Here is a 12,760-nt window from a genome sequence, read left to right on the forward strand (position 1 = left end):
GCGAGCGCAGGGAGAAACACCGTGGCGCTGATGCACGAGCCGACCGCGCCCTACCACTCGGTCCAGGACGCACTGCGCATCCTGGAGACAGTCGCCGGGCACTCCACCGGTGTCACCGACACCGAAGTCGCCCGCATCACCGGCCTCGGCGTCGACCGCCTGACGACACTGCTGCGGACCCTGCGCCGCGAGGGCTACGTCGAGCAGCTCACCGACGGCGCGTACATCACCGGCGATTCCCTCAACCGGCTCGGCTCCGCCGCCGGCCGGGAACAGGCGGTGCGCGAGCAGATCCAGCGGACCCTGGACCGGCTGCGGGACTCGCTGGGCGCGGCGGTCTACGTCAGCCGGTACGTCGACGGCGAGGTCACGATCACCCAGTACGCGGCCGGGCCCACCACCCCGGCCGTCAACGAGTGGGTCGACTTCAAGGTCTCCGCACACGCGACCGCGCTCGGCAAGAGCCTGCTGGGGCAGCTCGATCACAACGGCCGGCGGGACCATCTCTCCCGGCACAAGATGGCCCGCCTCACCTCGCGCACGATCACCAGCGACCGGCTGCTGCTCTCCCGTCTGGAGGCCCAGCCGCCGACCGTCCCCCACCTCGACCTCCAGGAGTACGCGGTGGGCACGGTCTGCGCGGCCGTCCCGATCACGGCCGGCGCCTCGGTGGGCTGCCTCGCCCTCTCCCTCCCGGTCGAGCACGCCCACCGCCTGCGCCAGGCGGCCGACACCCTGAACCGCGAGGCGGGCCCGGTCCTTCTCTCCCTGGCCATCTGACGGCCGCCCCGGCGTTGGTCCGAAGCACCCCTCCGGACCAGGTAGTATTTTCTCGTCGCCCTCCGCGAGACTCAGATCCAGCGGAAGGCGTGAGTCACGCGCCGCTAGCTCAGTTGGTTAGAGCAGCTGACTCTTAATCAGCGGGTCCGGGGTTCGAGTCCCTGGCGGCGCACGATGACAACGGCGGGGCAGGTTCGCGGAGAACGCGTAGCTGCCCCGCCGCCGTCGTGTTCGCACACTTTTCAGCGTCCTCCGGGGTCAGTCGCCGGTAGGACGTCTTCCCCGGAGGCCGCCACCACACCGGATCGGCGCACCGGATCCCCTCCCTCCTGAGCCCCGCCCGATGGATCTTGTTGGTGGCCGTCACCGGCATCCGCTCCACCACCCGCACGAACCGGGGTGCCATCTTCGTGCCCAGGTCGGGCTGGGCCAGCAGGAACTCCGCGAAGTCGAGGGGGTCGAAGCGGCCGGCGATGGTGGCCATGACCTGGTCGCCGGTGACCGGGTCCGGTACGGCGTAGACGGCCACGGCGTCGGCGCCGTCGTAGCGGGCGAGGATGTTCTCGATCATCGCGGCGGCGAGGTTCTCGCTGTCGACGCGGAGGCGGTCGTCGGTGCGGCCGGCGAAGTAGAGGTAGCCGTCGGTGTCACGGTAGAAGAGGTCACCGGTCCAGTACCAGCCCGCCCGGCGCCGCTCCGCGTCCGCCTCCGGGTTGCGCCAGTATCCCTCGAAGGGGTTGGGCGCACGGTTCACCAACTCCCCTATCGCCTCTTCCCCGTTGAGCAGCCGCCCGGACGAGTCGAAGGCCGCGGGCGGGCACTCGGCGCGCGTCTTTGGATCGAGTACGACGAGCCCGGGCGCCGCCCGCCCGACCGCCCCGGCCGGTGTCCCCGGCGACCACTGCACGGCGGCCCCGCCCTCCGAGGATCCGTACCCCTCCACCAGCCGCACCCCGAACCGCCGCTCGAACGCCGCCGCGTCCACCGCCCCCGCCTCCGTGCCGAAGCCCATGCGCAACGGGTTGTCCCGGTCGTCGGCGCGCTCCTCGGTGGCCAGGACGTACTGCACGGCACGGCCGACATAGGTGAAGTACGTGGCCCCGTACGCCCGTACGTCGTCCAGGAACCGCGACGCCGAGAACCGCCGCCGCAGCGCCACCCCGGCCCCGGCCACCAGCGCGGGCGCCCAGTCGGCGATCACCGCGTTGCCGTGGAACATCGGCATGCAGATGTAGTGCACGTCGTCCGGGAGCACCCCGAAGCTGTCGGCCAGGGACCTTCCCGCCGCCGCCAGGCGGCCCTGGGTGCAGATCGCGGCCTTCGGGGCGCCGGTGGAACCGGAGGTGAAGTAGAGCAGGACCCGGCCCTCGGGGGTGGCCCGGGAGAAGGCGTCCGGTTGCGCGTCCGCGTAGGGGGTGAGGAGGTCGGCGTAGGGCTGGGTGTCCGTCACCAGCACCTCCACGTCCGGGAGTTGGAGGCTTTCGAGGAGCGGGAGGTGGGTGCGCTCGGTGACCAGGACCCGGCATTCGGTGTGCAGGATGTCGCGGGCGAGTTCGGGGCCGCGGCGGGTGGGGTTGATACCGGCGACGGCCGCGCCCGCGAGGGCCGCCGCGCTCAACCACAGGGGATATTCAGGGGTGTTGTCGAGCAGGACGCCGATGTGGGGCGGTGCGCCGGGTGGCAGCAGGTCGGTGAGGAGTGCGGCTCTGGCCGCGGCGCCGGCCGCCACCTCGTGATGGGTGAGCACCCGCTGCCCGCACCACAGCCCCGGACGGTGGTCGCCCCACCGCGCCTGGACGAGTTCCGCGACGGTACGCCTCGTGGACTCCATGGGGGCGCACGGTAGTTGACGTACCGTCAGATGTGGAGGCTACTGGCCCAGGAAGTCGTCGGCCGCCGTGAACATGGTGTGGACCACGAGCATGAAGCCGATGCAGAAGACGATGAAGACACCGAGGAACACCAGCGCGCAGCCCGTGCCTGCCGCGAGTTTTCCCCGGGCCGGGGCGTGGGCGGTGGCCCGCTCGGGGTGCTCGGCCGTGTAGTGGATGGTGACGATGTCACCCTCGAGGACCGTCCCCGGGCCGTTCTGTTCCTCGAAGCGGACGGTGCTGCCCTCGCGGGTGGTGAACTCGTAGACGTGGTGCAGGGTCGTCGACACCATGGTGTCCCCGCCGCCGCTGGTCGTCGTGTACGTCCGCAGACAGCGGCCCTCGGCCGTGAGACCGCTGTCCCAGGCGCTGCTGACGCGCCGCGAGCCGCGGACCACGCCGACCCCGCCGGCCACGGCCAGGGCGATCATGAGCAGAGGTATGACGTAGAACAGCGCTTCCATGGTGTCCCCCGAGGTCAGGTACCGCTTGGTGGAGGGAACCTACCCCCGGGGGACACCGGACTGTCTCAAGCAATGCTCAGAAAGTGACGTCCGAGCAGGAGTAGAACGCGTTCGCCGTGTCCGCGATCGTCCACACCGCGACGATCACGTGGTGCCCGGAGAGACCGGACGGCAGCGTGCCGGTGTGGGAGATGGTGGACGACGAGGGGCGCTGGCCGTTGTAGGGGACGGTGAGGAACGGGGTGGTGTTGAGGTCCGAGCGGGCCAGGTTGTGGTTCTGGTTCCAACCCGCCTTGGTGACGTAGTACTTGAAGTCCGTCGTGGCGTGGATCGCGGTGAACTGCCAGCGGAAGGTGTACGACTGCCCACCCGTCACCCTGGTCGTCGGCCAGGCGGCTCCGGACGGGGCCTTCGGTGCGCTGAGCTGGGCGAAGCGGCTGATCCCTGCGTTGCAGATCTGGCCGTCGGCCGGGCCTGCACCCGGGAAGCCCTTGGGACCCTCGACGCTCTGCGGCTCGTACTGGATGTCGCCGCAGTTGGTCACCGTGCCGTTGGCACAGAGCTTCTGCCTGCTGATGGGGAGGTCGGTGTAGCCGTGGCTGCTGGCGGCCCCGGACGAGAGCACGATGGCCCCGGCCGTGGCGAGCCCGAGCACACCGGCGTACCACTTGGTCTTTTTGCGCATGCTGCCGCTCCTGGAGAACGTGTGGGGAGTTCCGTGAGCCGTGCAGGTCTAGACCAAGTCCCAGATTATTGCCCTTACTTGACCGTGTCCATACCGCTCACGGCGTGGCTTCTCCTCGTCCCGAGCAGAACGCGACGGTCAAGTCCTTGACCAACGCCTTGCGTTCGTAGTCGTCCAGCTCCACCAGACCCCGCATGGTCAGCCGGGTCACCGTGTCCTCCACGGAGTCGACGACCGACGTCAGCATCGTCGCCCGCTGCTGCGCGTCCAGCGTGGCGATACGGCGGCGGGTCATCGCGGCGGCGACCTCCGGGGCGTACTCCACGCGGACCGGGCGCACCGAGAACACCTCGATGCCGACCGGCGCCGCGTCCCCCGCGACCAGCCGGGTCAGCGCGTCGGCGGCCAGCTCGGCGGCGCCCTTCGCACCCCCGCCCGGCGGCTCCACCGGCACCCGGGCGAGCGCCGCCTCCACGCACTCGCGCAGATACGTCTCGTGGTCCTCGACCCCGAGCGTGGCCCGCGCGGTGTCCCGCACCCGCCACACCACCAGCGTCACCACCCGCAGCGCGACCCCGTTCGCGTCGGCCGCCGGCATCGGCTCACCGCGCCAGTGCCGCAGCCGTACGTCGACCCGGCGGCGCAGCAGCAGGGGGTTGACCCACATGAGGCCGGTGCGCCGGACGGTCCCCCGGTAGCGGCCGAACAGACCGAGCACCCAGGCCCGTCCGGTACGCCCCCGGGCCAGCCCGCCGAAGCCGAACAGACCGAGCGCGCCCGCCCCGGCGTACGCGGCCCACTGCGCGGGACCGAGTCCGGCACCGGCGTAGAACGGCAGGCGCAGCGCCTCCGTCGCGAGCGGGGGCAGGACGCCCGCCCACCACGAGGTCGCGAGGCAGCCGGCCAGGCCGCAGGAACCGGCGAGCACGCCCGCCGTGCCGGGCAGCACCCGGGCCGGGCGTTCCACCAGCTCGGGGTCGACCTCGGGGGCCGGGCGCGGTGTGGCCGGAACCGGGCGGCGGAAGCGGGGCTGCTCACCCGTGCCCTGCCGGCGCGCCACGACGGCCGGCTTGAGCGGGACCGACACCGGGTCGGGGTCGTCGCGGAACAGCAGGTGGACGGGGATCTCGGTGGTCGCCTCGTTCTGGATGAGCCGCGCGGGACGCATCGGTCCCTCGGGCGGGCCCTCGTTCTCGGGCGTCTGTGAAGTGGTCGTCGTGCTCATAGGTGCCTCCAGCCTCCGCGCCAGATGCGTCATGACAGTGCTTGGGTGTGTGGGGCTCACGAGAAGAGGCGGCGCCAGGTCTCCGGGCCCGGGTAGCCGTCCGCCGCGCCGCCGCGCCAGCCCTGGGCGCGCTGGAAGGCCTCGACGTTGCGCCGGTCCGGCTCGCCCCAGCGCGGACCCGGGCCGGTCGTGTAGTACTTGCCGAAGCCCTTCTTGACCAGCTGCTTTCCCAGCTCGGTGACGTACTTGTTGTTCGCGCCGGGGCGGAACAGCGCCTTGCCCGGGTAGCCGTGGACGCCGTGCGAGGACGGTGCGGGCGGGCCCGCCGCTCCCACGGGCACCGTGCCGCCGACGTTCTTGCCCTTGCCGGTGACGAGCAGTTCCCAGGTCTTCGGGCCGGGCAGGCCGTCCGCGTCCTCGCCGGTCCAGCCCTGGGCGAGCTGGAAGGCCTGGGTGGCCCGGCGGTCCGCGTCCGACCAGCGCGGGCCGGGGCCCGAGGTGTAGTACGAGCCGGCGCCCCGGGCGACGAGCATCGTGCCGAGCTGGGTGACGTACGCGTTGTTGGCGCCGGGGCCGAAGGATGACGCTCCCGGATACGGCGTGGCCGGCTTGCCCGCGTCCACCGGCGTCACCGGGGTGACCCCGTCCGTACCGCCCGTCACGCCCTTGTAGCGGTAGGGGACATAGCTCTCCGAGTGGCTCCAGTACGCGTACGGGGTGGACTGGCGGCGGGCGTGCGAGGGGGTCTCCTCCAGGGCGATGTAGTAGGTGTGCGTGTAGTCGGTCCAGCCGCCGAAAATGACGACGTGCGAGCCTTTCTCGGGGTTCGCCAGATTGTGGAACAGGAGAATGTCGCCGGGTTCCAGTTCCTCCTTGGCAATACGCACCCCGTACTGGTCGAGACTTCCGGTCCATTCGTTTCCCGGCAGCCCCCAGGCCATCGAGACGAACCCCGAGCAGTCCTGCCGGTAACCGTCGGACCAGTACGCGTACATGCTGTACGGCACCTGTGCCGCGATCCAGGTCTTGGCCCGGTTGATGATCTCCGCGCGGGTGGTCGTGGGGGCCTTGACGGCACCGGCCGGTTTGCCGCCCGGGCCGTGGAGAGGGGCCTTGGTGCCTTGCGGGGTGGCGGGTTCGTCACCGTTGTCACCTGCGGGGACACCGGGCCGGGCGGGTGTGTGGGGGGCGGCGGCGGCCGGTGCGGTGTGCCCCGCGGTGAGCGCGGCGGACGCGGCGGCGGCGATCACGAGGGTGCGTTGGGCGGCGCGGTGACCGCCGGTGCGGCCGACCGCGGAATACGGCAGGAGGCGTCGCCGCTGAACGCATCCGGGGCAGTCGCAATCGCTCGCGGGATCGAATTCCTCGAATACCGGAGTCTCCATGCGATGCCCCTCACACTCCAGGTGGAAAATTCCGCGCTCGTGCACGTCCGCCAGTTTCTCAACTGTCTTCCGGACTCGCATGTTGACGGTCCGAATGATGTACACCGGCCCGGGAGCGGGGAGGACGGTGGTCCGGAGCACCCGTCCGCGTCCGGTAGAGTTGTGCAGGTCAGCAGGCGCCGCTAGCTCAGTTGGTTAGAGCAGCTGACTCTTAATCAGCGGGTCCGGGGTTCGAGTCCCTGGCGGCGCACGCTAGCGATGGCGAGGCACGTTCGCGGAAACCGCGAACATGCCTCGCCATCGTCGTTCTCGCACGGCGTCGCCGCGTGCGGCGGGGGCTCCGCCACCCGCACCCCGAGACCACCACCGTGCCGACCCGTGGCCGAAAAGCCCAGCCCCGACATCCCCTCGCGACGCCGGGGTCCTTCGTATCGTCGGAGGCCTCGTGCGTGGGCGGCATCTCCGGGTGGCGGGAACATCCGTGCGGGCGGAACACAACTCTCCCCCCGTTTGGCCGGATACCCTCTGGCCATGGCAGCCCGTGACCTCCAGGAGCGGATCAAGAAGCTCATCCTCGACCGTCGGCTGCCCTCCGGGGCCCCGCTGCCGACCGAGCCCGAGCTGATGGTGTTTCTCGGCGCGAGCCGGAACTCGGTGCGCGAGGCGCTCAAGGCGCTCCAGGCGATGGGGATCGTCGAGATCCGGCACGGGTTCGGGACGTACGTCGGCCCGATGTCGCTCGCGCCGATGGTCGAGGGCCTCGCGTTCCGTACGGTCGTCGGGCACCACCGGGGCGAGGACAGTCTGCTCCAGCTGCTCGAACTGCGGGAGGCCGTGGAGTCGGGCCTCGTCGCACGGCTCGCGGGGCGGCTGCCCGAGCGGGATCTCGCCGAACTCGACGCGCTGGTACGGCGGATGGAGCGGGAGGCCGCCGAGGGGATCGGGCTCGCGGCCACCGACCGCGCCTTCCACGCCACGCTCTACCGGGGGCTGGACAACGCGCTGCTGAGCGAGGTCCTGGACGCGTTCTGGGACGCCTTCCACCGCGTCCACACCGACCTCGCGACCGGCCCCCAGGACCCCGGAGTCACCTGCCGCCAGCACCGGGAGATCCTCGACGCGGTCCGCTCCGGGGATGCGAAGCGTGCGGAGAAGGCCATAAGAGAACACTTCGACAACGTGCGCACGAGACTGTCCACGGCGGTGCCGCACGACCCCCGTGCCTGCCCCAATGAACGCGTATGACCGGCGAACCCCTCAGCGATCCGATGCTCGCGCCAGCCGCAACGCGTAGCTCGGCCACCATGTGCCCGCCTTGGGGCCGCCCCTGCACGCGCCGTCCGACTCACCCGGGCGTTTGATCCACAGGTAGGCGTCCACCAAGGGGTCGGCCGTCTTCGTCGTCGGGGTTTCGCCCAGGGCCCTGCCCGGGGGGTTGCACCAGTTCTCGCCCGTGTCGCCTGCCGTGTACGGGCCGTTGCCGTTGCGGCTGGTGTCGATGACGAAGGGTTTGCCGGCCGCCTGCGCCGAGAGTTGTCTGCCGTAGGTGATGGAGTCCTGGGTGGAGTAGAAGTTGGACACGTTCACCGCGAAGCCGTCGGCCTTGGCGATGCCGGCTCGCCGGAGGGGCTGGTGGATCTCGTCGGGGTGGGCCCAGCCCGCGTTGCCGGCGTCGAGGTAGACCCGTGTGTTCTTGAGGGCCGTGAGTTCCGTGATCGCGTGGGCGAGCAGGTCGTAGCGTTCGGCCTGGAAGCGGGCCGGGGTGCAGCCGTCCACCAGGTGGAGCAGGGCGTCCGGTTCCAGGATCACGGTGGCCCTGCGGTCGGCGATGCCCTGGGTCACCTCGTCGATCCACGCCCGGTACGCGCGGCCGTCGCTCGCGCCGCCCTGGGAGTACTGGCCGCAGTCCCGGTGCGGGATGTTGTAGAGGACCAGGAGGGCGGTGCGGCCGGCGCGGGTGGCGGCCTCGGTGACGGCCTGGGCCCGCGCCTTCGGGTGGTCCGCGCCGATCCACTCGCCGGTCGGCTGTTCGGCGATCTTCCTGATCTGCCCGGCGTCGGCCGTGTTGCCCGCCGCGGCGTAAGCGGCCAGCTGGCGGGCCGCGTTGGTGTCCGGGTCGACCCAGATCGCGTCGGCTGTGCCGGGTTGCTGGGTGATCTTCGCTCCCGGGTCGGGGTTCCGGTCTCCGGCCGCCGACGAGGAGCATCCCGCGATGAGCAGTGCCGCTCCCAGGACCAGCGCCGAGGCCCGTGTGCCGTAGGGGACCGGGGTCCCCTGGCTGCCGTACATCCAGCTCCCCTCGGCTGTACCGGTCCAGGGCCTGATCGTGACATACGCGACGTGCCGCCCACGCGAACGCCGAGGTGTTGTCCACCAGCCGTTACACCTCGTTCACTTCGGGTGGCTGCGCACCGGGAGTCCGCCCGGCGGGCTGGGTCCGGGGCGGCGGAAGCCCGCGGCCGGAGTTTCACCGAGCGGGCGCTCGCCGACGCCGGCGCCGCGCTGGGGACGACACCGGGCCGCGGCCAAGTCTCGGAACCTGTAGGGGACTTGGCGAAAGGGTCCGGACGGGGTGCGAGGACGGTTCCGCGGGGTGCGAGCGAAGCTCGGCAAGAGGCCCTGCGGATCGACAGTGACCAGTGCATATGACACAGAGCAACGGGTGTGAGACGTGGCGTCATTTGCCCTCTAGGCCCGGGCGCCCATTCGCTCTAGAGTCTTTTCCAACGGCCCCGGCTCCGGGCCGGTCCACGTCATTCACGAGTTTTCCCAGACCTCCCGCGCCGTTCGCCGGGTTACTCCCGCAGCCCGTGCGCGTGCGGTTGAGGACCAGCCCGGTCGGCGGCTTCAGGGGGAGCGGGTCGTCGGCCGGGCCCGGTTGTCACAGTCCGGTGCCGGTGAGATACGCGGACACGACCACGTTCGCGGTGTAGCTGCGGCTGGCCTGGTCGAAGGAGCCGCCGCAGGTGATCAGCCGGAGCTCGGCGCGGCCCGACTGCCGTGTGCCGTAGGCCTGTTGGGCGTCGAAGTGGTCGCGGGTCAGGACGCGTACGTCGTCGACGGTGAACTCGGCGACCTTGCCGTCGTCGCGGATCACCCGGATCGTGCGGCCCGGGCGGAGGGTGCTGAGCTTGTAGAACACGGCCGGGCGGGTCTCGGTGTCGACGTGCCCGACCAGCAGCGCGGTGCCCGCGGCTCCCGGCCGTACGCCGCCGCCGTACCAGCCGACCACGCCGGGCTGGTCGAACGGCGGTGGGTCGATCGCGCCCCGCGCGTCGAGCGGGCGGGCCACCACGGGTGCCTGTACGGCGAGTTGGGGGATGTCGATGCGCTGGGGCAGCGCGTCGCCCAACGGCTTGGCGGCAGGCGGGAGTTCGGCCTCCGGGGGTCGTCCGACGGCCGCCATGTCTCCGGTCGCCGGCGCGGATATGCCCTGCCGGATGCCGGTCAGGTCCTGTCCCCACAGCCACAGTCCGAGCAGCAGCACGGCCCAGGCGACCCCGGTCAGCAGCCGTCCGGTGCCGGAGGAGCGCCCGTGCTCTGCGGTCCTGTCGTGATCGAACATGGCGGGTCAGCCCGTCCTGCGGCTCCGGCGGGCGCCGCGCACCGCCACGGCCGCCGCGGCGACACCGGCCAGCAGGAGACCCACCACCGCGTGCGCGGTCCCGGGACCGGCGGCCCGCGCGTCCGCGGCCGCCAGGTGCGCCGTGCCGCCGCCGCCCGCGTGCACGGGAGCGACGGGTGAGGCGGGCGGCTGCTCCGAGGGCTGAGCCGTCGGGGACTGGGACGCGTTCTCCACGACCTTGATCGCGCCCTTGACCGTCAGGTTCCCGCAGGTGATCTTCACGTCGTAGCTGCCCGGCTCCAGCGTGCCGCGGACCCGGGTCTCGCCGGCGAGGGTGCCGGACGCGCCCGTGAGTTTCGCGTCGGCGACGAAGGCGGCCGAGGCCGCGGTGCCCGTCGTACCGGCGCAGCCGCTGATCCTGAGGGAGACGTCGGCGCCGGGGGCCGGGGAGGCGGGGGTCACCGAGACTCCGCCTCCGTCCGCCGCGTACGCCGTCGGGGTGAGTGCCGCGAGGACCACCGCGACACTCGCACAGAGAGTGACTTTCAGGGAACTCATCGTGAACCTCCAGATATCTGGAGACTCCTCCTCGCCGCCTCCGCGCGCATCCCTGGCGGCGTTCCGTTGCTCCGAACGGGCGACTCGGGACGAGGGTGGGTTCAGATGCGGTCGACGAGGTCCGCGATGGAGTCGACGACCTGGGACGGGCGGTAGGGGAAGTTCTCGATCTGCTCGGGCCGGGTCAGGCCGGTGAGCACCAGGAACGTCTGCATCCCGGCCTCCATGCCGGCCAGGATGTCGGTGTCCATGCGGTCGCCGATCATCGCGCTGGTCTCGGAGTGCGCGCCGATCGCGTTCAGGCCGGTGCGCATCATCAGCGGGTTGGGCTTGCCGGCGAAGTACGGCTTCTTGCCGGTCGCCTTGGTGATCAGCGCGGCCACCGCGCCGGTCGCGGGCAGCGCGCCCTCGGTGGAGGGGCCGGTCTCGTCCGGGTTGGTGCAGATGAAGCGGGCGCCCGCGTCGATCAGCCGTACGGCCTTCGTCATGGCCTCGAAGGAGTAGGTGCGGGTCTCGCCGAGGACCACGTAGTCGGGTTCGTGGTCGGTGAGGATGTAGCCGATGTCGTGCAGCGCGGTGGTCAGACCGGCCTCGCCGATGACGTACGCCGTGCCGCCGGGCCGCTGGTCCTCCAGGAAGCGGGCGGTGGCCAGCGCCGAGGTCCAGATCGACTCGACCGGCACTTCGAGGCCCATGCGGCGCAGCCGGGCGTGCAGGTCGCGCGGGGTGTAGATCGAGTTGTTGGTCAGCACCAGGAAGGGCCGGCCGGACTCCCGCAGCTTCTTGAGGAAGGCGTCGGCGCCGGGGATCGGCACGCCCTCGTGGATGAGGACACCGTCCATGTCGGTGAGCCACGATTCGATGGGCTTGCGGTCTGCCATGTGCTCTGTCTCCTGGCGTTGCGTGCCTGCGGTGGGGCGGGGGCGCCGGAACCGCGCCGTACCGGCGCCCCCCACCCTAGTCAGGACTGGCTCGGCCGGACTCCGTCGATCACCCGGTACCCGTTGTTGCCGCCGGTGCAGCGGAAACGCGGCCTGGCGCTGGTCACGCCCCCGGGATCGGCAGGGTGACCGTCTCGGTGCGCGAGGGCACGTCGGCCGTGCGGGTACGGACGGAGACGGGGGCCTTTGGCTCAGCTGCCGGTGGCGGACTGCCAGTCCTCGACGTACGACGTCAGGTTCTTCTCGATGTCCGCCCAGTCCGGCTGGAACACCTCGACGCCGGTCATCAGCTTGGTCAGGGCGGTCGCGTTGGCGTCGGTGGCCTTGACGTCCCGGCGGGCGCTGAAGCCGCCGCCGATGGAGCTGACCTGCCGCTGGGCCGTGGCGCCGAGCATGAAGTCGAGGAGCTTCTTGCCGTTGGCGCTGTGCGGGGCCTTGGTGACGAGGCCGGCCGCGTACGGGAGGGCGAAGGTGGTGGGCCTGCCGCCCTGCTTCGCCGGGAACCAGATGCCGAGGTTCGGCATGGTCTTGGACTGGGCGTAGTTCATCTGCACATCGCCGTTGGCGACGAGGAGTTCGCCCTTGTCGACCTTGGGCGCGAGCTTGCCGGTGGAGGCGGACGGGCCGACGTTGTTGGACTGAAGCCTCTTCAGATAGGCGAGCGCCGCGTCCTTCCCGCCGAAGTCGTGCATCGCCTTGATCAGTACGGCGGTTCCGTCACCGGCGACACCGGGCGTGGAGTACTGGAGCTTGTTCTTGTACCTGCCGTCGAGGAGTTTGTCCCAGGTGGTCGGCGCCTGGCTGAGCTGCTTCTTGTTGTAGACGAACCCGAAGTAGTTGTCGACGACGGATGTCCAGGTGCCGTCGGCGGCCTTGTCGCCCCCGCTCACCTGGTCGGCACCGGCCGGCGTGTACTTCTGCAACAGCCCCTTGCTGTCGGCCTGTTGGATGAACGGCGGCAGAGTGACGAGGACGTCGGCCTGCGGGTTGCTCTTCTCGCGGACGGCGCGCTGCACCATCTCGCCGGAGCCGCCCTCGACGTACTTGACCTGGATGCCGGTCCGCTTCTGGAAGTCCTTGAAGATCTCGTCGTACCAGCCGTCGCCGTTCTCCCCCTTGAGCCCGTCCGCGCTGTAGACGGTGACGACCTTGGCGTCGGAGGCGGCTGAGGTGCCGCCGCAGGCGGTGAGCAGCGGGGTGGCGCAGAGCGAGACGGCTACGGCGATCTTGAGCGTGGTTCTGGGCATGGCGAGGCCAACTCCTGGCGTGGTGAGGTCGGTCGGGGT

General features: G+C 71.1%; 12 protein-coding genes and 2 tRNA genes. 4 read left to right on the top strand and 10 right to left on the bottom strand.

What is annotated here, in order from left to right:
* Window positions 1-21: 21 nt before the first annotated feature.
* Window positions 22-780 carry an IclR family transcriptional regulator C-terminal domain-containing protein gene (locus ACIRB1_RS25680; protein WP_403467113.1) on the top strand — a complete coding sequence of 253 codons (759 nt, stop codon included), beginning with the start codon at window positions 22-24 and terminating at the stop codon, window positions 778-780.
* A 98-nt stretch (window positions 781-878) separates the two neighbouring features.
* A tRNA-Lys gene (locus ACIRB1_RS25685) sits at window positions 879-952 on the top strand.
* Here the strand turns inward: ACIRB1_RS25685 and ACIRB1_RS25690 are convergent.
* The 5 genes from ACIRB1_RS25690 to ACIRB1_RS25710 all read right to left on the bottom strand — a co-directional run bounded on the left by ACIRB1_RS25690 (window position 914) and on the right by ACIRB1_RS25710 (window position 6,410).
* Window positions 914-2,611 carry a long-chain-fatty-acid--CoA ligase gene (locus tag ACIRB1_RS25690; RefSeq protein ID WP_403467160.1) on the bottom strand — a complete coding sequence of 566 codons (1,698 nt, stop codon included), beginning with the start codon at window positions 2,609-2,611 and terminating at the stop codon, window positions 914-916. The genes ACIRB1_RS25685 and ACIRB1_RS25690 overlap by 39 nt on opposite strands.
* Window positions 2,612-2,650: 39 nt before the next feature.
* Window positions 2,651-3,115 (bottom strand): DUF3592 domain-containing protein, encoded by a 465-nt coding sequence (locus tag ACIRB1_RS25695; protein WP_403467114.1) that lies wholly within the window; start codon window positions 3,113-3,115, stop codon window positions 2,651-2,653.
* A gap of 76 nt (window positions 3,116-3,191) precedes the next feature.
* Window positions 3,192-3,800 (bottom strand): lytic polysaccharide monooxygenase auxiliary activity family 9 protein, encoded by a 609-nt coding sequence (locus ACIRB1_RS25700; protein ID WP_352184372.1) that lies wholly within the window; start codon window positions 3,798-3,800, stop codon window positions 3,192-3,194.
* A gap of 97 nt (window positions 3,801-3,897) precedes the next feature.
* Complete coding sequence (locus ACIRB1_RS25705; protein WP_352184371.1) at window positions 3,898-5,025, bottom strand: SPFH domain-containing protein; 1,128 nt, start codon at window positions 5,023-5,025, stop codon at window positions 3,898-3,900.
* A gap of 56 nt (window positions 5,026-5,081) precedes the next feature.
* Complete coding sequence (locus tag ACIRB1_RS25710) at window positions 5,082-6,410, bottom strand: peptidoglycan-binding protein (protein ID WP_403467115.1); 1,329 nt, start codon at window positions 6,408-6,410, stop codon at window positions 5,082-5,084.
* A gap of 176 nt (window positions 6,411-6,586) precedes the next feature.
* Between ACIRB1_RS25710 and ACIRB1_RS25715 the strand changes: the two genes are divergently transcribed.
* Window positions 6,587-6,660, top strand: a tRNA-Lys gene (locus ACIRB1_RS25715).
* 281 nt (window positions 6,661-6,941) lie between these two features.
* The gene (locus tag ACIRB1_RS25720) at window positions 6,942-7,655 is read left to right on the top strand and encodes a FadR/GntR family transcriptional regulator (protein WP_403467116.1); all 714 of its coding nucleotides are present in this window, start codon (window positions 6,942-6,944) and stop codon (window positions 7,653-7,655) included.
* Window positions 7,656-7,667: 12 nt separating this feature from the next.
* Here ACIRB1_RS25720 and ACIRB1_RS25725 read toward each other — a convergent pair whose 3' ends face one another.
* The 5 genes from ACIRB1_RS25725 to ACIRB1_RS25745 form a co-directional block, all read right to left on the bottom strand.
* Entirely contained in the window at window positions 7,668-8,699 is a 1,032-nt protein-coding gene (locus ACIRB1_RS25725; protein ID WP_403467117.1) for a glycoside hydrolase family 6 protein, read from the bottom strand.
* A 592-nt stretch (window positions 8,700-9,291) separates the two neighbouring features.
* Complete coding sequence (locus ACIRB1_RS25730; protein ID WP_403467118.1) at window positions 9,292-9,975, bottom strand: class F sortase; 684 nt, start codon at window positions 9,973-9,975, stop codon at window positions 9,292-9,294.
* 6 nt (window positions 9,976-9,981) lie between these two features.
* Window positions 9,982-10,533: a hypothetical protein gene (locus ACIRB1_RS25735; RefSeq protein WP_403467120.1), complete on the bottom strand. Its 552-nt coding sequence runs from the start codon at window positions 10,531-10,533 to the stop codon at window positions 9,982-9,984.
* A 101-nt stretch (window positions 10,534-10,634) separates the two neighbouring features.
* A complete protein-coding gene (locus ACIRB1_RS25740; protein ID WP_352184365.1) occupies window positions 10,635-11,414 on the bottom strand; it encodes an HAD-IIA family hydrolase in 780 nt (259 codons plus the stop codon).
* A gap of 251 nt (window positions 11,415-11,665) precedes the next feature.
* Window positions 11,666-12,721, bottom strand: coding sequence for a 2-aminoethylphosphonate ABC transporter substrate-binding protein (locus ACIRB1_RS25745; protein WP_403467121.1), 1,056 nt, complete (start codon window positions 12,719-12,721; stop codon window positions 11,666-11,668).
* Window positions 12,722-12,760 lie beyond the last annotated feature (39 nt).

Source organism: Streptomyces sp. NPDC096013 (genome assembly GCF_044763565.1).
Taxonomy (GTDB): domain Bacteria; phylum Actinomycetota; class Actinomycetes; order Streptomycetales; family Streptomycetaceae; genus Streptomyces.

Coding starts and splice junctions, on each gene's coding strand:
- ACIRB1_RS25690 (WP_403467160.1), bottom strand. CDS start 2,611: ATGGAGTCCACGAGGCGTACCGTCGCGGAACTCGTCCAGGCGCGGTGG.
- ACIRB1_RS25695 (WP_403467114.1), bottom strand. CDS start 3,115: ATGGAAGCGCTGTTCTACGTCATACCTCTGCTCATGATCGCCCTGGCC.
- ACIRB1_RS25700 (WP_352184372.1), bottom strand. CDS start 3,800: ATGCGCAAAAAGACCAAGTGGTACGCCGGTGTGCTCGGGCTCGCCACG.
- ACIRB1_RS25705 (WP_352184371.1), bottom strand. CDS start 5,025: ATGAGCACGACGACCACTTCACAGACGCCCGAGAACGAGGGCCCGCCC.
- ACIRB1_RS25710 (WP_403467115.1), bottom strand. CDS start 6,410: ATGGAGACTCCGGTATTCGAGGAATTCGATCCCGCGAGCGATTGCGAC.
- ACIRB1_RS25720 (WP_403467116.1), top strand. CDS start 6,942: ATGGCAGCCCGTGACCTCCAGGAGCGGATCAAGAAGCTCATCCTCGAC.
- ACIRB1_RS25725 (WP_403467117.1), bottom strand. CDS start 8,699: ATGTACGGCAGCCAGGGGACCCCGGTCCCCTACGGCACACGGGCCTCG.
- ACIRB1_RS25730 (WP_403467118.1), bottom strand. CDS start 9,975: ATGTTCGATCACGACAGGACCGCAGAGCACGGGCGCTCCTCCGGCACC.
- ACIRB1_RS25735 (WP_403467120.1), bottom strand. CDS start 10,533: ATGAGTTCCCTGAAAGTCACTCTCTGTGCGAGTGTCGCGGTGGTCCTC.
- ACIRB1_RS25740 (WP_352184365.1), bottom strand. CDS start 11,414: ATGGCAGACCGCAAGCCCATCGAATCGTGGCTCACCGACATGGACGGT.
- ACIRB1_RS25745 (WP_403467121.1), bottom strand. CDS start 12,721: ATGCCCAGAACCACGCTCAAGATCGCCGTAGCCGTCTCGCTCTGCGCC.